Origin of the sequence: Streptomyces hirsutus (genome assembly GCF_001418415.1) — a bacterium.
Classification (GTDB): domain Bacteria; phylum Actinomycetota; class Actinomycetes; order Streptomycetales; family Streptomycetaceae; genus Streptomyces; species Streptomyces hirsutus.
Genome location: NZ_LIQT01000031.1, coordinates 1 through 16645, shown reverse-complemented (window position 1 = coordinate 16645; position 16645 = coordinate 1). Strand labels below are relative to the sequence as shown.

At 68.8% G+C, this 16645-nt stretch carries 15 protein-coding genes and 2 pseudogenes; 8 read left to right on the top strand and 9 right to left on the bottom strand.

From position 1 onward, the window contains the following. Positions 1–132 precede the first annotated feature (132 nt). From AOK11_RS38940 to AOK11_RS02575, 5 genes and pseudogenes are all read right to left on the bottom strand, one after another. A pseudogene (locus AOK11_RS38940) lies at positions 133–810 on the bottom strand (IS6 family transposase). 405 nt (positions 811–1215) lie between these two features. Further along, complete coding sequence (locus tag AOK11_RS02590; RefSeq protein ID WP_055591988.1) at positions 1216–1836, bottom strand: HEAT repeat domain-containing protein; 621 nt, start codon at positions 1834–1836, stop codon at positions 1216–1218. A gap of 34 nt (positions 1837–1870) precedes the next feature. Next, positions 1871–3484: a hypothetical protein gene (locus AOK11_RS02585; protein ID WP_055591987.1), complete on the bottom strand. Its 1614-nt coding sequence runs from the start codon at positions 3482–3484 to the stop codon at positions 1871–1873. Between the two features lie 4 nt (positions 3485–3488). Beyond that, on the bottom strand, positions 3489–3821 hold the full coding sequence (locus AOK11_RS02580; protein WP_055591986.1) for a helix-turn-helix domain-containing protein: 333 nt from the start codon (positions 3819–3821) through the stop codon (positions 3489–3491). Next, positions 3818–4897, bottom strand: a complete 1080-nt coding sequence (locus AOK11_RS02575; RefSeq protein WP_055591985.1) for a tyrosine-type recombinase/integrase — start codon at positions 4895–4897, stop codon at positions 3818–3820. Before AOK11_RS02575 ends, AOK11_RS02580 begins: the two co-directional genes overlap by 4 nt. A gap of 278 nt (positions 4898–5175) precedes the next feature. Between AOK11_RS02575 and AOK11_RS02570 the strand changes: the two genes are divergently transcribed. The 6 genes from AOK11_RS02570 (at position 5176) to AOK11_RS02545 (ending at position 11682) form a co-directional block, all read left to right on the top strand. Next, positions 5176–6072, top strand: coding sequence for an SDR family NAD(P)-dependent oxidoreductase (locus AOK11_RS02570; RefSeq protein WP_055591984.1), 897 nt, complete (start codon positions 5176–5178; stop codon positions 6070–6072). Positions 6073–6088: 16 nt separating this feature from the next. Beyond that, positions 6089–7459 (top strand): MFS transporter, encoded by a 1371-nt coding sequence (locus AOK11_RS02565; protein ID WP_055591983.1) that lies wholly within the window; start codon positions 6089–6091, stop codon positions 7457–7459. Beyond that, positions 7459–8937: an AMP-binding protein gene (locus AOK11_RS02560; RefSeq protein ID WP_055591982.1), complete on the top strand. Its 1479-nt coding sequence runs from the start codon at positions 7459–7461 to the stop codon at positions 8935–8937. The genes AOK11_RS02565 and AOK11_RS02560 overlap by 1 nt, the downstream gene beginning before the upstream one ends. Next, the gene (locus AOK11_RS02555; protein WP_055591981.1) at positions 8934–9746 is read left to right on the top strand and encodes an SDR family oxidoreductase; all 813 of its coding nucleotides are present in this window, start codon (positions 8934–8936) and stop codon (positions 9744–9746) included. Before AOK11_RS02560 ends, AOK11_RS02555 begins: the two co-directional genes overlap by 4 nt. Before the next feature lie 3 nt (positions 9747–9749). After that, the gene (locus tag AOK11_RS02550) at positions 9750–10940 is read left to right on the top strand and encodes an acetyl-CoA C-acyltransferase (RefSeq protein WP_055591980.1); all 1191 of its coding nucleotides are present in this window, start codon (positions 9750–9752) and stop codon (positions 10938–10940) included. Between the two features lie 133 nt (positions 10941–11073). Then, positions 11074–11682 carry a TetR/AcrR family transcriptional regulator gene (locus AOK11_RS02545; RefSeq protein ID WP_240497182.1) on the top strand — a complete coding sequence of 203 codons (609 nt, stop codon included), beginning with the start codon at positions 11074–11076 and terminating at the stop codon, positions 11680–11682. 100 nt (positions 11683–11782) lie between these two features. On the opposite strand, the gene AOK11_RS02540 is transcribed toward AOK11_RS02545, so the two are convergent. The 4 genes and pseudogenes from AOK11_RS02540 to AOK11_RS02530 form a co-directional block, all read right to left on the bottom strand. Continuing rightward, positions 11783–11986 (bottom strand): hypothetical protein, encoded by a 204-nt coding sequence (locus AOK11_RS02540; protein ID WP_055591978.1) that lies wholly within the window; start codon positions 11984–11986, stop codon positions 11783–11785. After that, a complete protein-coding gene (locus tag AOK11_RS38935) occupies positions 11983–12144 on the bottom strand; it encodes a hypothetical protein (protein WP_240497181.1) in 162 nt (53 codons plus the stop codon). Before AOK11_RS38935 ends, AOK11_RS02540 begins: the two co-directional genes overlap by 4 nt. A gap of 66 nt (positions 12145–12210) precedes the next feature. Beyond that, positions 12211–12824 (bottom strand): annotated as a pseudogene (locus tag AOK11_RS02535) (IS6 family transposase); the annotation flags it as partial. Positions 12825–13124: 300 nt separating this feature from the next. Continuing rightward, positions 13125–13550, bottom strand: coding sequence for an SMI1/KNR4 family protein (locus AOK11_RS02530; RefSeq protein WP_055591977.1), 426 nt, complete (start codon positions 13548–13550; stop codon positions 13125–13127). Positions 13551–14138: 588 nt separating this feature from the next. On the opposite strand from AOK11_RS02530, the gene AOK11_RS02525 reads away from it, so the two are divergent. Beyond that, positions 14139–15149, top strand: coding sequence for an ankyrin repeat domain-containing protein (locus AOK11_RS02525; protein WP_063793400.1), 1011 nt, complete (start codon positions 14139–14141; stop codon positions 15147–15149). Positions 15150–16466: 1317 nt separating this feature from the next. Then, on the top strand, positions 16467–16628 hold the full coding sequence (locus AOK11_RS42635) for a hypothetical protein (RefSeq protein WP_157869268.1): 162 nt from the start codon (positions 16467–16469) through the stop codon (positions 16626–16628). Positions 16629–16645: the final 17 nt, after the last annotated feature.

Here is a 16645-nt window from a genome sequence, read left to right as displayed (position 1 = left end):
GTGGGGCTCGTAAAGGCGTTGTCACGTTGGCGGGGGTGTGAGCGACCGGCGGCGTGCCGGGGCGTGTTGTGGCCTGGCTGGTGTGCTGGGTCAGGCTACGGCGGGCAGGCCGGTGCTGCTGGTGACCTGGTCTCAGATGGTGAAGCGGATGATCATCTCGAGGCGGTGTTCGCCGGCGGTCATCAGGTGGCGGCGGTGTCGGAAGTGGGGGGAGATGCCGCTGAAGGCGGCGAGGAATCGCTGAGCCCTGCCTACGGAACGGAAGCCTTTCATGGCGCGCTCGCGCTGCCGCGTGGGCTGGTGGCTGTTCTCGGCCCGGTTGTTCAGGCCCTTATGGGAGCGGTGCTCCACGGAGGGCATGACCTCGCGGTGGGCGGCGCCGTAGGAGCGGAGCTTGTCGGTGACGATCACCCGCGGGACCGCACGCGTCTTCTTCAGCAGGCGGCGGAAGAAACGCCGGGCGGCGGCCGTGTCCCGGCGGCTCTGCACGAGGATGTCCAGGACGTTGCCGTCGGCGTCCACGGCCCGCCACAGGTACGTCAGCTCCCCGTTGATCCTGACGAACACTTCGTTCAGATGCCACTTGTCCCCGGGCCGCGGCCGACGGCGGCGCAGTCCGTTCGCTTAGGCCTGCCCGAACTTGGCGCACCACCGCCGGACCGTCTCGTGGGAGACGATCACGCCGCGTTGCAGCATCAGCTCCTCCACCTCGCGGAAGCCGAGCGGGAAACGGAAGTACAGCCACACGCAGGGGGAGATCACCTCGGCCGGGTACCGGTGCCCCTTGTACGACGGCGGCGCGCTGTCCACGGACGGTTCCCCTCCACCATGACCAACCCGAAGATCATCCCACCCGGTCAGCCAACGTGACAGCACCTCCCGGAGACCTTGGGCGCTGAGTCCAAGAGGGACATCGTCAGCCGCATCGAGCACGCCGTGACCCAGCGCGAATGGGCAGAGCGGATGAGCGACTGATGCCGTTCCTAAAGAAAGGCCACGGACCTGACGCACGGGCACGTCGGACAGTGCTGCGGTCCTGCCGCAGGCCAGATCATGATCCTTCTCAGCGCCAAATCCTGTACCAGAACTACTCGGCCCCGGAGAGCCCCGTGAGTTCGTGACAACTGAAGGGTTCTCGGTAGGAACCCACGGGGCCGATACCAGATCTTCCGGCGAGAAGGCCCGGGTTCACGACGAACCTGGGGTGCGGGCCGGCTACAGAGGTCGGTAGTTGCCGTAGTTCCCGGCAAGGGAGGTAGTGGCGGCTTCGACGACATCGGATCGGGGGCTGGAGGCGCATGAGGTGAGGAAGTCGTGCACTCGCTGCCCCGTCCAGCCGGCCGCGGCAACAGCGGGCCAGAAGTAGAGCCCATTGTGCGGGGACCTGTCTTCGATGAAGTCGAGGACGTAGGTGACGGTTTCCTGATCCGGGACAAGTCGGATCATGGCCACAGCTTGCAACGCTCCGCCCACAAGCGTCTCGTTACTGGTACTGAGGCACCAGCGAATCGCTTCTGTGGGGGAGTGCTCCATGTAGCTCAGACGGATGATGGCGTCGCCCCCGGCAGTGTGAACCGCATGGAGAGTTTCGCGCTGAAGGACGAGATCTCGCAGGTAGGGGAGGTCGGACGGGGAGCCGCAAGTACCAAGCGCCATTGTCATCTGATACTGGGTCTCCCAGGTCCGCGAATCCCTTACCTCGTTCTTCAGGGCTTCGAGCAGGGCAGGACCGGCATCTGGGTCGCCCAGCTTTCGAAGTCGCTTCGCGGCCGAGCGGCGCTTGGCGGAACTCCGGTCTTGAAGCTGGCGGATCGCCTCAACGGCGTTGAGAGCCACGGTCTCTCCTACTGGATACGGACGTCACTGGACCCTATTCGGCTCCTCTGACAGTTCCGCCGGGGGTCTCACCGGGCGAGGCCAGAAGCAGCTGACGGGCCGAGTCCGCGTAACGCATCGCGGTCTTCTCGTCGAGCCCGAACACCTCGGCGAGGTGGAGCAGATCGGGCCCGTGGGTCAGGGCTTCTTCGAGTTGCCGGTCGACGCGGAGCCGCTCCAGCGTCGCATCCTGCCCGCGCATCGCGGCGCTGATCCAGTGGTTGCTGGCGCGGCTGGTCTTGGTGGCGGTCTGGTTGTTGATCAGCAAGTGAAGATTCGCGGTGTTCGGCCACCGGTTTCGCCGGTGCTCCAGCCAGCCCAGCAGCAGTTTCCGGGTGAGGTCGTCGAGCGGGCGGACGCGTCCGGCGACGGTCAGCCGTCGGTCGCCGAGGTCGATGTCGTCGAGCATCAGGTTGGCGATCTGGGCAACCCTTGCGGCGTGGACCGCCGCGAGGGCGAGGATGAGCCGCGTCGCCGGCATGGTGGCCGCCGCGACGGAGCGATCGACCTGCTCGGGGACGAGCGGTTGCAGCACGGCGTACTCGTACTGCCCGACCTTGATCCGGCTGGTCGGGTTGCGGAAGATCAGCCCGTTCCGCTTGGCCCAGCTGAACAGCGAGCGCAGGGCGACGAGTTGGTCGTGGCGCCGGTGGCCGTGCAGCGTCTTGACGTGGGTGAGGACGTCGTCGCGGGTCACTTCCCGCAGGTGGTCGTAGCGGTTCGACCAGTCCAGCAGGGCCGGGCGGACCCGGTTGAGGTAGAGCCAGACCGTGCCCTCCCGTCGCGGGAGGCTGCGGGGGCCGCCGTCGCGCAGGATGCGGGTCCAGCGCTCGGTCTCCGAGCGGATGCCGGGTGCGAGACCCTCCAGCCTCTCGGCGAGCCATCGTTCGAAGGAGGGTTCGCTGTCGTCCTCGAAGATCCCCATCTCGTCCAGGACCGTGACGGCGTGGCCGACCGGCAGGTCCAGGGCCCGCAGCGGGGCGAAGATCTCCGTATGCCGGATGACATCGCTCTCGATGTAGCCGGTGAGGACGAGAGCCAGGCCGCGGTTGACGGCGAAGCGGATGTTGCGCCCCCAGCCGCGGGCCTCGGCGAGCCGGTGGGCGAGGTACTTCGCCCAGGCCAGCCACGGGCCGGCCAGGTCGGCGTCGACCGGGGTGAGCCGGCTGTAGTCACGGGGGAGCTGTGCGAACAGCGGGAGCTGCCGCCAGCCGGGATCCGGGCGCCAGGCCGGAGCGGGGGGCGGCTTGCGCGGGGCTCCCCGCCGTCCTTTGCGCCGCCGTGCCGAGGGCGTCGTTCTTCTGCGGTAGTGCATCCCGACGAAGAACAGCTGGTGGTGTCGGACGGCGGCGAGCCGCTCCCGCACGTCCGTCTCGTCCGTGGGCCGGCCGGCCACTGCCTTCGCGCTGAGGCGGGCCTGGCACCAGCACAGGCGGCAGTAATTCCACTTCAGCGGCTGGACGCGACGGCAGCCGGTGCATGCGGCCGCATCGTGGCCGCGGCCGAACATGTAGCAGCTGGGGCAGAGGCGGCCGCTGAAGTTTCCCCAGGCCAGGCAGCTGTCGCAGGAGTCGGTGGGCTTGACGTAGCCCTTCGGGAACCGTGCCACCGGCTCACTCCGGCGGCAGCGACCGGCCGCCCCGGCGCTTGGGGATCACCTTCGGGGCGGCGGTTCCCGCGCCGACAGCGGCCCGTTCCGTCTCCTCTGCCTGCCCCGGGCGGCGGACCTTCTCCGGCTCGGGGATCAACAGGTCACCGATCTCGCAGTCGAGGACCACGCAGATGACGTCCAGGTCCTCCAGCTTGAGCGAGACCGGCTGGCCGGACCACAGCCCGGACATCTTGCCGGCCGAGATCACCAGGCCGTGCTCGGCCAGGTTCCGCTGGAGCTCGGAGGCCTTCCAGATGCCCTTGTTCGCGGCGGTCAGCCGCAGGTTCCACCTCATCGGGCCAGTCCTTCCAGCCGCTTCGCGGCCCGTTCCATCCCGGCGGCCCAGGCGTCCTCGACCCGGGTCTGCTGCACGTGGATATACCGCATGGTCGCGGCGATCCAGGAATGCCCCAAGATCTCCTGGATTGCGAGCAAGTCCAACCCGTTTCCGTAGAGTTGGGACGCGCAGAAGTGCCGCAGGACGTGCGGCGTGAGCTTGTCGCCCCAGCCCGGCAGATGAGCCTCGACCGCGTTGTCGAGCCCGCCTCGCAGGGCGTCGTCGCCGACCCGTCGGGCGGAGCCGTCGGTGTTCTTGCGCTCGGAGGGGAACAGCGGGGCGCCGGGCCGGGTGTGGTCGTCGTCGAACTGGCCCCACAAGTCCTCGATGAACCACCGCAGGGTCCGGTCGGCGCCGTTGATCAGCGGGACCATCCGCTCGCGCGGGCCCGAGCCGCGGGCGCCCTTGCCATGGCGGACGTGGAGCTTGCCGAAGCGCCCCAGGTCCCACTTGATGTCCGCCAGGTCGAGCTTGCACGCCTCGCTCACCCGCAGGCCGACCTGGGACATCAGCTTCGCCGCGGTGTAGTTCCGGGCGGTCGGGGCGAACTTCCGGCAGGTGGCCAGCTCGCCGCCCCAGCCGGTGAACAGCGCCCCGACCTCCGGTTCACTCGGCGGGATCCGCAGCTGGGCGTCCTTGGCCCCGCGCGGCCGGTTCATCTCGTCGATCGGGCACTCGATCACCCGGCCGGTCATCCGGTGGATTTCGACCTTGTGCCGCAGCTCCAGGAACATGAAGTACGTGCTCAGCGCCTGCGACCGGCCCAGCCGGGTGCCGCTCGGCGAGCCACGCAGCACCTTCCCGAAGTACGCGTCGGCGTCGGCCGGCTCCATGTCCCACAGCGGTCGGCCGAACCAGGTCCTGATCTGATCCAGGTGGCCGAGGTCCCCGCGGATGGTGCCGTCCGCCAGCCCTGCTGAGGCCCGCGCGAGAACGAACCCGGACAGCACGTCGGTCTCGAACCGCTCCAGCTCCTCCGCCGACGCGGGCGCCCAGTGCTCACGCAGGTCCCGTACGACCGCCAACGCAGCCAACCCGAGCCTCCTCGCCTTCAGTCCGACTGCGGATCGGTCGGACGAGGTGAGAACGCTTCAAGAATCCCGAAGTTACGTCACAAGCCCGCAGAGCACCCGAAGGAGAAAGAACCCCCTGGTCACGGCGTTGGGGACTCAGCCGGGCTCAGGGGAACTCACGGGATGTCGCACACGAGGCCGCGAGCGTCAGCGCGAAATGCGCCTGCAGCACCCCTTGACCTTTCGTGGCACCCGTCACATGATACGCCGTAGTATTGCTGGTCAGAAGGGGTCTCACGGTGAATGGGTTTGTTGGACAGGTAGCGATCGTCACCGGGGCCGGCGGCGGCCTGGGGCGTGCGCACGCACTCGCCCTCGCCGAGCGCGGGGTGAAGCTGGTCGTCAACGACATCGGCGGTGACGGTTCGGGGGCCGAGACCGTGGTCGCCGAGATCGTCGGTTTCGGCGGCGAGGCGGTCGCCTGCGATGCTGACATCACCGACGTCGCCGCGGTGCAGGAGATGGTCGACGGTGCCGCGGAGCGCTGGGGCCGCATCGACATCCTGATCAACAACGCCGGAATCCTGCGGGACAAGAGTTTCGCCAAGATGGATCTGGCGGACTTCCGCAAAGTGATCGACGTCCACCTCATGGGCTCGGTGCACTGCACCCAGGCGGTCTGGCCGCACATGGTCGCGCAGGGCTACGGCCGCATTCTGATGACCACCTCGGCGTCCGGGATCTACGGCAACTTCGGGCAGTCGAACTACGGTGCGGCCAAGTCCGCGCTGGTGGGTCTGACCAACGTGCTCGCCATCGAGGGGGAGCGCAAGGGCATCCGGGTGAACGCGCTGGCGCCGACCGCTGCCACCCGGATGACCGACGGGCTGATCTCGGACGAGGCCGCCGCCAAGCTGGGGCCGGAGACCATCGCCCCGGGTGCGGTCTTCCTGGTCTCCGAGGCGGCGCCGAACGGGGTGATCCTCGGGGCCGGGGCCGGCGTCTTCGCGGTCTCGCGGATGCTGGAGGCCCGCCCGGTCTTCCTGCCCGAGACGGAGCGCACCGCGGAGACGATCGCGGCCCGCTGGGACGAGATCGCCGACGTCAGCGACCCGCATGCACTGGGATCCGCCTTCGACCAGACGAACCTGTACGTGAAGTTGGCCGAACGCGCCAGCGCGAACGTCCCGGCCTGATCTCTGGAGTGTATTGATGTCGATCACCGCTGCCGGGCGCCTCCACGCCACGGCGACCCGGAAGGCGATGCTGCGGCTGCTGCCGATCCTCTGCCTCGCCTACTTCATGTCCTACGTCGACCGCACGAACATCGCGCTGGCGAAGACCCACCTGCAGGCGGATGTCGGGATCGGCGTCGCTGCCTTCGGTCTCGGCGCCGGCCTGTTCTTCCTCACCTACGCCTTCTTGGAGGTGCCCAGCAACCTGATCATGTATCGGATCGGGCCGCGGCGCTGGATCGCCCGGATCGCGATCACCTGGGGCGCGGTCACCGCGCTCATGATGTTCATCACCAACGATGTGACCTTCTACATCGGGCGGATGGCGCTCGGCGCAGCCGAGGCCGGCCTGTATCCGGCGATGATGTTCATGGTCACGCAGTGGTTCGCCCAGAAAGACCGGGCGACCGCGATCGGCTACGTCTATCTCGCGGCCACCATGGGGATCTTCCTCGGCAGTCCGCTCGGCGGTGGCCTGATGGAGCTCGACTCCCTGGGCGGACTGCAGGGTTGGCAGTGGATGTTCCTGGTCGAGGGTCTGATCACCATCGTCGTAGGCCTCGTCGTACTGCTGGTCCTGCCCGAGCAGCCGGCGGACGCGAAGTGGCTCACCCCGCAGCAGGCGGCCGCCCTGACCCAGCAGGCGTCCGTCGGTTCGGATGCGCACGGCGGGCACACCCTCCGCGGCAACATGGGCAAGGCGTTCGGCCGGCCGTTCATCCTGCTCATCGGGCTGATCTACTTCTTCAACCAGATCACCATCAACGGCGTCACCTTCAACGTGCCGTCGATCATCGAATCGCTGGACGTCAGCGGTGCCTTCCTCATCGGTCTGCTCAGCGGCGTGACCGGCATCGGCGGAACCATCGGCGTGCTGCTTATGCCGGCGCTCTTCCGGCGCCGGCCGCGCGAGGCGTTCACCATCGGTGCCCTGGCGGTGGGCTGCGCGGTGGGCGCCGGGCTCTTCCTGGCGGTCCCCTCGCCAGTGGTCCGCATCGTGCTGATCGGCGTGCTGGCGGTGTTGATGATCGGCACGTTGCCGATCTTCTGGGCGGTGGCCATGGCCCGGATGTCCGGAGTGGTGGCCGCCGCCGGCCTGGCGTTCATCAACACGGTTGGTCTGACCGGCGGTTTCGTCGGCCCGTACCTGTTCGGACTCGCCGAGTCCGGCTCGGGGGATCCGACCTCCGGCTTCTACATCGTGATCATCGCGTCCCTCATCGGTGGCGGTCTCGCCGTGGCCCTGCACCGGGCGCTGCGCCGCGAAGACCGCAAGACCGCGGCAGCCGAGAGCGTCATCGATCGTCGGGAACCCAACGCCGGGCGTGAACCGGAGGTGCAGCTGTGATGTTTCGCCCCGAGGACGGATTTCCGCTGTCCGAGATCCCCAAGGCGTTCGCCGCCGAGATCGGCGACACCGTCGTGGTGCGCGCCGATGCCGACACCCTGACCTGGGAACAGCTGCATCGAGGCAGTAACCGCATGGCGTGGGGGCTGATCGCCGCCGGAGCGGCGCCCGGTCGGATCGTGACCCTGCTGCTGCCCAACTCCACGGACCTGATCCTCTCCGCCTTCGCCTGCTACAAGGCCGGGGCCACCCCACAGGTGCTCTCACCCCGGATGACCCCGGCCGAGCTCGACGCGATCCTCGAACTCGGGGACCCCGCCGTCGTAGTCGTCGAACCGGACGGCCCGGTGGCCGATCGGGCGGGGGCGGTCACCGTCATCGGCCTCGGCGACGGGCAGCCCGACACTGACCTGGAACCGCGGATCGCGCCGTCGTGGAAGGCGCCCATCTCCGGCGGCTCCACCGGCAGGCCCAAGATCATCATGTCCGGGCGCCCGGCGGTGACCTCCGGCTCCGACCCTGGCATGTGGGGCATCGAGCGCGGGGAGCAGGCGCTGATCACCGCGCCGCTGCACCACAACGCGCCGTTCGCGACCGCGCTATCGACGATCTTCCTCGGCGGATCGGTGATCCTGTTGACCAGGTTCAACGCCGAACGCACCCTGTCCGCGATCGACGCATACGGCGTGACCTGGGTGTATCTGGTGCCCACGATGATGCGCCGGATCCTGGCCCTCCCGGACGAGGTCCGGAGCAGATATCCACTCGAGTCCCTGCGCTCGGCGTGGCACTGTGCCGAGCCCTGCCCGACGTGGTTGAAGCGGAGGTGGATCGAATGGCTGGGGCCGGAGCGGCTCTGGGAGCTGTACGCGGGTACCGAAGCCGAGGCCGGCTGCACCATCCGCGGCGACGAGTGGCTCGCGCACGTCGGCTCGGTGGGGCAGGTCACCTGGGGTGAGATGAAACTGCTCGACCCCGACGGTGCCGAGATCACCGAACCGGACGTCGCCGGCGAGATCTTCATGCGGGTGACCCCCGGCACCGACGCGACCTACCACTACATCGGCGCCGAGCCGCACATCCGCGACGGCTGGTCGTCGCTCGGCGACATGGGACGGTTCGACGCCGACGGCTACCTCTACCTGCATGATCGTCGTTCCGACATGATCACCGTGGGCGGCGTGAACGTGTATCCGGCCGAGATCGAGGCGGCCCTGGTCGAGCACGAGCGAGTGCTGACCGCGGTGGTGATCGGCCTGCCCAACGCCGACACCGGCAACCACCTGCACGCGATCGTGCACACCCCCGAATCCGGCGGTGCCACCGAGACCGAGCTGCGCGGCTTCCTCGCCGATCGGCTCTCGCGCCACAAGCAGCCCGCGACCATCGAACTGGTCCATCAGTCCCTGCGCGACGCCGCCGGCAAGGTCCGGCGGTCGGCGTTGCGCGCCGCACGCATCACGGAGGAATCCCGGTGAGCGCACCATCCGATCTGTTCGACGTCTCCGGTAAGAAGGTCCTGGTCACCGGTGGCGCCCGCGGCATCGGCCGGATGATCGCCGAAGGTCTGCTGCGCGCGGGCGCCGTCGTCTTCATCTCCACCCGGAAGGCGGACGCGGCGGACGAGGCCGCCCGTTCGCTGTCCGAGTTCGGGGAGATCCACGCGTTCGCCGCCGACATCGCCACCGAACAGGGCTGCCGCGACCTGATCGACGCGGTGGCCGAGCGCACCGACCACCTCGACGTGCTGGTGAACAATGCCGGTGCCACATGGGGAGCGCCGTTCGACGAATTCCCCGACGCGGCCTGGGACAAGGTGCTCGGGGTCAACGTCAAGACGCCCTTCACCCTCGCCAAGCTGGCCCGCCCGCTGCTGGAGGCTGGAGCGGCCGCCGGCGACGCACCGGCGCGCATCATCAACATCGGGTCGATCGACGGCCTGGCGGTCCCGAACTACGAGAACTACTCGTACTCGGCGGCCAAGGCCGCGATCCACCACCTGACCCGGCACATGGCAGCGAACCTGGCACCGTCGATCCTGGTCAACGCGATCGCGCCGGGACCGTTCCCGACCAAGATGATGAAGTGGGTGCTCGACGAGCGGGGCGACGCGATCGCCGCCGCCAATCCGCTGCGGCGGATCGGGCGCCCGGAGGACATCACCGGCGTCGTGACCTTCCTGCTCTCTCGGGCCGGTTCGTACATCACCGGCACCGTCATCCCGGTCGACGGCGGGCTCACCGCGACCATGTCCGTCGCCCTCGATCCGAACTCCCAGGAGGCCTGAATCATGCGTGAAGCAGTAGTGGTATCCACCGCCCGTACCCCGATCGGCCGGGCCTACCGGGGCGTGTTCAACGACACCCAGGGACAGGCCCTGGCGGCGCACGCCATCGCCGCCGCGGTGGAGCGGGCCGGCGTGGAACCGGGCGAAGTGGAAGACGTGATCCTCGGCTGCGCGATGCAGGAGGGCTCCACCGGCTACAACGTGGCGCGGCAGGCCGTGCTGCGCGCGGGGCTTCCGGTCACGGTGCCCGGCATGAGTGTCGACCGCCAGTGCGCATCCGGCCTGATGGCCATCGCCACAGCAGCGAAGGAGATCGTCGCGGACGGCCTGCAGATCGCGGTCGGAGGCGGAGTCGAGTCCATCAGCCTGGTGCAGAACGACCACCGCAATTCCTTCCGCGCGCAGGATCCGTGGCTCGTGGAGCACGGCCATGATGTGTACGTCTCCATGCTGGAGACTGCGGAGAACGTGGCCGAGCGCTACGGCGTCTCTCGGGAGGCGCAGGACGCGTACGCCCTGGAGTCGCAGCGCCGTACCGCGGCTGCCCAGAAGGCCGGGCTGTTCGCCGACGAGATCGTGGCCTTCTCCGGCACCAAGCTGGTCACCGGTGCCGACGGCGAGCCGACTGCCGAGGAGTTCCGGCTCGAGCTGGACGAGGGCAACCGCCCGTCGACCACGGCCGAGGGGCTGGCATCGCTCCGGGCGGTGCTGCCGGACCGCCCCGGTCATGCGGCGACGATCTCGGCGGGTAACGCCTCGCAGCTGTCCGACGGCGGCGCCGCGCTCGTGCTGATGGAGGCCGCCGAGGCAGCGAGGCGGGGGCTGGCACCGCTCGGCACCTATCGGGGCATCGTGGTCGCCGGTTGTGAACCGGATGAGATGGGCATCGGGCCGGTGTTCGCGATTCCGAAGCTGCTGAAGCAGCACGGGCTCGGGGTCGACGACATCGACCTGTGGGAGCTGAACGAGGCCTTCGCCTCGCAGGCCCTGTACTGCCGCGACCGGCTGGGCATCGACCCGGCGAAGTACAACGTCAACGGCGGTGCGATCGCCATCGGCCATCCCTACGGCATGAGCGGTGCCCGGATGGTCGGGCACGCGCTGCTCGAAGGACGACGCCGATCTGCCCGGTACGTCGTGATCACGATGTGCATCGGCGGCGGCATGGGCGCGGCCGGGCTCTTCGAGCTCTGACCCCCGCCGAACATCACGCATGGCTGTGCCCCCTGCGGCCGCAGAATCGGGCACGGCTATGCTGCGTCGAAGCGCCCGCCACGTCATTGGTCTTGGAGAAAGACGCATGACAACTGAACAATTCGGGGTCGCCGTGGCAGCGCACGATGCGGCCCGCACCATGATCCTGGACGCGGCTGCGGACATCTTCCAGCGCCAAGGCTTCACCCGCACCACCATCGACGACATCGCCGATGCCATCGGTGCCACCAAGGGACGGGTGTACTACTACTTCCGGTCGAAGTTCGACATCTTCCTGGCGGTGTACGAACACGGCATGCGGAAAGTCCGCGAGGCCGTCGAACCGTTGGCGGCGGGCCCGGGCACGGGCCGCGATCGTCTGATGGCGATGGCCGTCGCGCATGCGGAGAACCTGATGGTCAATCTGCCCTACCACAACACGATCCACCAGGGCGTGCACGGCCAGGCCACGGCCGCGCTGAAGGCCCGGCAACGCGAGATGCTTGCGGAGCTCAACGGCATCCGCGAGGACTATGAGTTGATGTTCCGGCGCGTGGTGGCCGAGGGGATGGCGGATGGGAGCCTGCGCACCGAGGACCCGAAGCTGGCTGCGCGGGTGCTGCTGAGCAGCCTGAACGCCACCGACATGTGGTTCCAGCCGCGACCGGGCCAGACCACCGCCGAGCTCCACGACCTGGCCGCGCGGATCGCCGATCTGCTGATCGGCGGCCTCGACCGCTAGCCCGAGTTTCCCCGTTAGCTCATCCCTGACCGGCATATCTGCTGGTCAGGGATGGTCTCGCGGGGCGGGCGTGTATTACCCATGCCGGGAAACGTGCTGGTCAGCGCGTTGGCGCGTAGCGGGCAATGTTGAAGAGTTCGGCGAGTTGGCGCTGAGTGTCGTTCATCTCGGTGAGCATGCGCTGGGCGCGGGGGCGGCCCCTGCCGCCGTCGTGGTAGAACAGGACGGTCTCCTGGATACTGGCGAGTTCGCTGATCAGCGCACGGACGGTGCCCTTGCCGATAACCCCATCTGCGCAGGTCATGCGGCATGTTCGTACTCGTGGAGAACGCCGCCGAGGCGATCGGATCGTCGTATGTTGAGGCGGGCTGTCTCGTCCGGATCGGCGATCGGCGCCGGCAAGGGGTTCAGCGGGCGGGCGTTCGCGATGCCCTGGTGGGGCCGGTGGGAGGGCGCTGTCACGTTGTTGAGTGTGTGAGTGCCTGATGATGTGTCGGGGTGTGGGTCGGCCTCGGGCGGCGGTCTGGGTCAGGCTGTTGTGGGCAGGGCGGCGCGGCCGGTGATCTGGTCCCAGACGGCGAAGCGGATGGTCATCTCGGCGCGGTAGTGGGCAGCGGTCATCAGGTGGCGGTGGGTCCGGAAGTGGGGTGAGATGCCGCTGAACGCGGCCAGGAACCGCTGGGCTCCGCCGACACTGCGGAGAAGCCCTTCATGGCGCGTTCGCGCTGCCGGGTGGGCTGGTGACTGTTCTCCGCCCGGTTGTTCAGGCCCTTGTGCGAGCGGTGCTCGACCGAGGGCATGACCTCGCGGTGGGCCGCGCCGTAGGAGCGGAGCTGGTCGGTGACGATCACCTGCGGCACCGTACGGGTCGTCTTGAGCAGTCTGCGGAAGAACCGCCGGGCCGCAGCGGTGTCCCGCCGGTTCTGTACGAGGATGTCGAGCACGTTGCCGTCCTGGTCGACCGCGCGCCAGAGGTACTTCTGCTCGCCGTTGATCTTGATGAAGACCTCGTCCAAGTGCCACTTGCCCCCGGGCCGGGGCTGTCGGCGGCACAGGCCGTGGGCGTAGGACTGCCCGAACTTCAGGCACCAGCGGCGGACCGTCTCATAGGACACGACGACACCGCGCTCGAGCATCAGTTCAGCCAACGTGACAGTGCCCGCGGGCCCACCACGCCCCGACGCACCATCAGACAGTCACGCACCCAACAACGTGACAACGCCCTTTGCGTACCTTCCCGCCCCCGCCGACGATTGCCCCGCGGCGCCGGGACGCGGGCTTCCCCTGCGGCACGGTGCCCTCTGCGGCACCGGCCCCCCGCCGAGACTGTGAGCGTGACATGTTCCCCTCCCGCGGTGGACCAGGCCGGTTCCGACCCCCGTGATCACACCAGCCACGCCAAGATCATCTCATCGGGGGCCGGCGAGTCGTGAGGCGTGGTGCTACACCGTGATCCGCCCGGTCAGCCACCACTCGAGGTACTTGGCCAGGCTCGGTGCCACCCAGGTGCGGCTGTCGTTCTCGTGGTCCCAGACGAACACATCGGGCCGCCGGAGCCCGGAAAGCAGCGCGAACAGGTCCCCGTTGCCTGCGTCCGCGAAGAAGAGCAGCGGATCGAACGGCATGTAGAGGGCGGCGAACCCACTGTCCGTGCGACAGGCCCGGTTCTCGGAGACGATGCGCTCGGCAGACCAGATGAGCCCGGCTCCGTACTCACCTTCGACGCCGTTGCTCTCGCGGAGCAGGGCAGCAAGGTCCGCGGGCAGTGGATGGCCGAGGACCGTGGCACAGCGCAGCAGCGACGACTCCGAAGCAGGGGGCCGGAAGACGGTCGTGCCGGGCAGGGCCGCGACGGCTTCAATCCACACGGGTGGTTCGACCTCCAGGAGACTGGCCCGCCATCGGGCCGTCCAGCAGCCCGTCGGCCGGCGCCGGTGCGACTCGACCAGTGGCGCGGCTGATCACCGAGCAATAGTACGGCCCCGCCGAGCCGGCCACTCACCGCCCCCAGACCAAGAGGGACAGCCCATTTTGCCGGGGCCGCCGGCCGGGAGGAGGCCACCACTTGCTCTCACGGTGCGGGGCCGAGTCGGCGACGTCAGGGCCGGTGCACCGGGCCCGTTTCCTGAGGTTGTGCGTCGTCGGGCGCGGCACCGGGTGGAGTATTTGGCGTGATCGGGCCGGGCCCTTCGGGCGTGGGGATCAACGACCGTGCAACACCAGGAGACATGGGCAATCGGCCCCGGCGACCGCGGTTGCCGGGAGATGAGGAGCCCGAATTGTCAGCCCCTTCGGCTACGGTGCCGTCCACCAGTGATCATCACCAACCTTCCGGCCGCCCCTGACAGGCAACCGATGAGTGCCTTCGTTCTTGCCGCGACTTCGTCGGCTCACCTCGTCTGCAGGGTGGGGGTTGTCTCGTCAGCGGGTCCCGGACACCATCGAAGAGGAATCGCATGTCTGATGCATGGGGCATGACGCCGCTCAACTGGCGTGATCCGGCCGAGGTGCGTCATCGGCTGGTCACAGGCGCCGATCCGAACGCTCGGTCGTTCGCCCTCCGTGCGACGCCGTTGCATGAGGCCGTCACCACGCATGCGCCGGGTGACGTCGTCGACGTACTGGTCGCGCACGGGGCCGACGTCGACGCGGCGGACGCAGAGGGGGCGACGCCTCTGCGGGAAGCCGTGCGCTGGGGCAACCGAAGCGTCGCCGAAGCCCTGCTGCGGGCAGGGGCCGATCCATGGCGTCCGGCCATCGCGGGGCGCTCCCCTGGCCGCCTGGGCCTCGACGGGCCGCTCACTGATCTGTTTGCCGGTCTGGCCGGAGCGCCGTCGATCAGTGTGCAGGAACGGGACCGGCAGACTCGGGCGGACGCGTTGATCGCCTCCTATGAGTGGGAGGGATACTGGGACGGACTCGACCTGGCGTTCGTCGCAGCCGTCGACGAGGACGAGCTGATCGGACGACTCGGTGCGGAACCGGCGCGGTGCCCGCTCACGGACAGCCCCTTCAGGGAGATGGCCGAGGACCCGCATGCCGACTGGGCCGGCGATGAGGCCGAGGACAAGGACGACGGCGAGCCCGAGTACTCGCCGATGGACTTCGAGGCGTGGGTGGCACGGCGCGACGGCGGTGCGGTGCTGATCGGCGCCGCGGCGTCGTCCGACTCCCTCTGCGCCCGGCTGTCGGTGGGCACCCGGCTGGCCACCGTGTTCTTCAATCCGAAGGGTTCCTGCTATGTGTACTGCTGGGCCGACGGCCGCAGGGTGCGGCAGTCCGAGCCCGCCGACTACCCCGCGGACCCCTGGCCCCAGGAGTGGCTGCACCGATTCGGCCACCACGCCCACGCCTCCTCCCATGAGGCACGGGCCCTCGCCTTCATGACCGCCTACACAGGGGTGCGCATCGACGAGCAGTGGCTCATCCATGCCCCCAAGCGCGGCGTGCCCCGCACCGGAGCGTAGGACGGCAGCTACGGCGCGGGCAGCTCACGTCCGGTCCGAGGCCGGGGGCAGGTGAGGACGCCCTTCGCGACGACCAGGCCGTGCCGGTACGCCTCCTGCTGCCGGGCGGCCCGGAAATCGTCGCCCCGCTCTGCACGCGTCGGCAGTTGCCCGACGGCGATCTCTCACCTTCGGGTCAGTACACCACCTGCGCGTATACCGCACGGTGACAGTACCGACACCCCTGACCTCTCATCTCATGACAGGGGCACCACCTACGGCAGGGCCGATTCCCAGGTCGCTGACCAGCGCGTCCGGACAGCACCACGGAAACCCACCACTGACACGCCATCCACTGACACCAAACCGAGAGATCGCACACAGGACACTGGTGTCCTGTGACGGCGCACCTTGAGCGCGTGCCAACGCTGAGCGGCTCTGGTCGAGCGCCTGCGCGCTGGCTCTCTCCAGTTGCCGTCGGGGTGTGCTCAGCGCTTTCTGGAAGAGCGGGTGGAACGGCCCGCTCTTTTAGGAGGAGCGCACCATGGTGCAACCGGTAAGTCGGCCAACGATCAGCGCTGAGCAGTTCAGCCGAGTGTGTGACGAGATTAGGAGCACGGCGGCGCCCGAGAAGGACGCTCAGGCCATCCGGGACTGTGCTCTGCGCATCGTGCAGATCCTGGGCCTGGCGCTGTCCACGGAGGACCCGAGCAGGCTTCTCACCGAACTCATGGCCCCTACCCCGGGGAGCCCTCGGTACGCCCGAGAGAGCATCCTGAACATGCCTGACGAACAGCCAGGAGAAGATGAAGGTCCGGTCAGGTAGACCGAGCCGTCACGCCTGATGACATGCTCAGCTCGCCGGAGGGCGCCTGGTCCCCACCGCTCAATCTTCGATGGCAAGCGGTCAAGGTTCGCTGGCCCAGGACACCGTCCGGCACTGGCTCGGCGCCTCTGACCTGCGCGATCAAGGTCTCGTCACCGGACCGGCCTGCACCGATCACTCCCCTGGGACACCCCTTTTGGGCACAGCCGGTCCGACCCGAGGTACCGCCGGCTTCCGCCCCTCCTTCCCCGCGGCCCGGCCGCTCCAATGGCCGGGCAAGCACGCCCGGCCGACGCGCAACACCATGCCCTGGCCTCCCGAACCCCTGGCGAGTCGACCGCTGTCCAGCCCCGCCCCTCCCTTCTTCTTCCTGCTGGTGGTGGCTGAGGGTCTTCATCAGTCCCGGCGTGGCCACCAGCGGCGCCGCCTACCCGCGGCGGAGCCGTGCACAGTCTCCCCGGCCTCCATGGGTGCAGGGGCCGGTGCAGGGACGACGGGCACCTCGAACGGCGGTGCGGGCTGGGGAATGGCTGCCCGGCCGGGGCCGGGGTCAGGGCCGCCAGGGCGCGCTGCAGATCCTCGATGCGGGCGCCGCGTTCGTCCAGGCGCGCCTTGAGGTGCCGGGCCTCGGCCTCGGCGAGTTGACGGGCGGGCTGTTCGTCGGCGAGCGCTAGGGCCTGTGTGATGTCGT

What these genes read in the sequence shown, in the direction of transcription:
- AOK11_RS02580 (WP_055591986.1), bottom strand. Translation starts at nt 3,821, where the DNA reads ATGAGGTGGAACCTGCGGCTGACCGCCGCGAACAAGGGCATCTGGAAG.
- AOK11_RS02525 (WP_063793400.1), top strand. Translation starts at nt 14,139, where the DNA reads ATGTCTGATGCATGGGGCATGACGCCGCTCAACTGGCGTGATCCGGCC.
- AOK11_RS02565 (WP_055591983.1), top strand. Translation starts at nt 6,089, where the DNA reads ATGTCGATCACCGCTGCCGGGCGCCTCCACGCCACGGCGACCCGGAAG.
- AOK11_RS02560 (WP_055591982.1), top strand. Translation starts at nt 7,459, where the DNA reads ATGTTTCGCCCCGAGGACGGATTTCCGCTGTCCGAGATCCCCAAGGCG.
- AOK11_RS02550 (WP_055591980.1), top strand. Translation starts at nt 9,750, where the DNA reads ATGCGTGAAGCAGTAGTGGTATCCACCGCCCGTACCCCGATCGGCCGG.
- AOK11_RS02540 (WP_055591978.1), bottom strand. Translation starts at nt 11,986, where the DNA reads ATGACCTGCGCAGATGGGGTTATCGGCAAGGGCACCGTCCGTGCGCTG.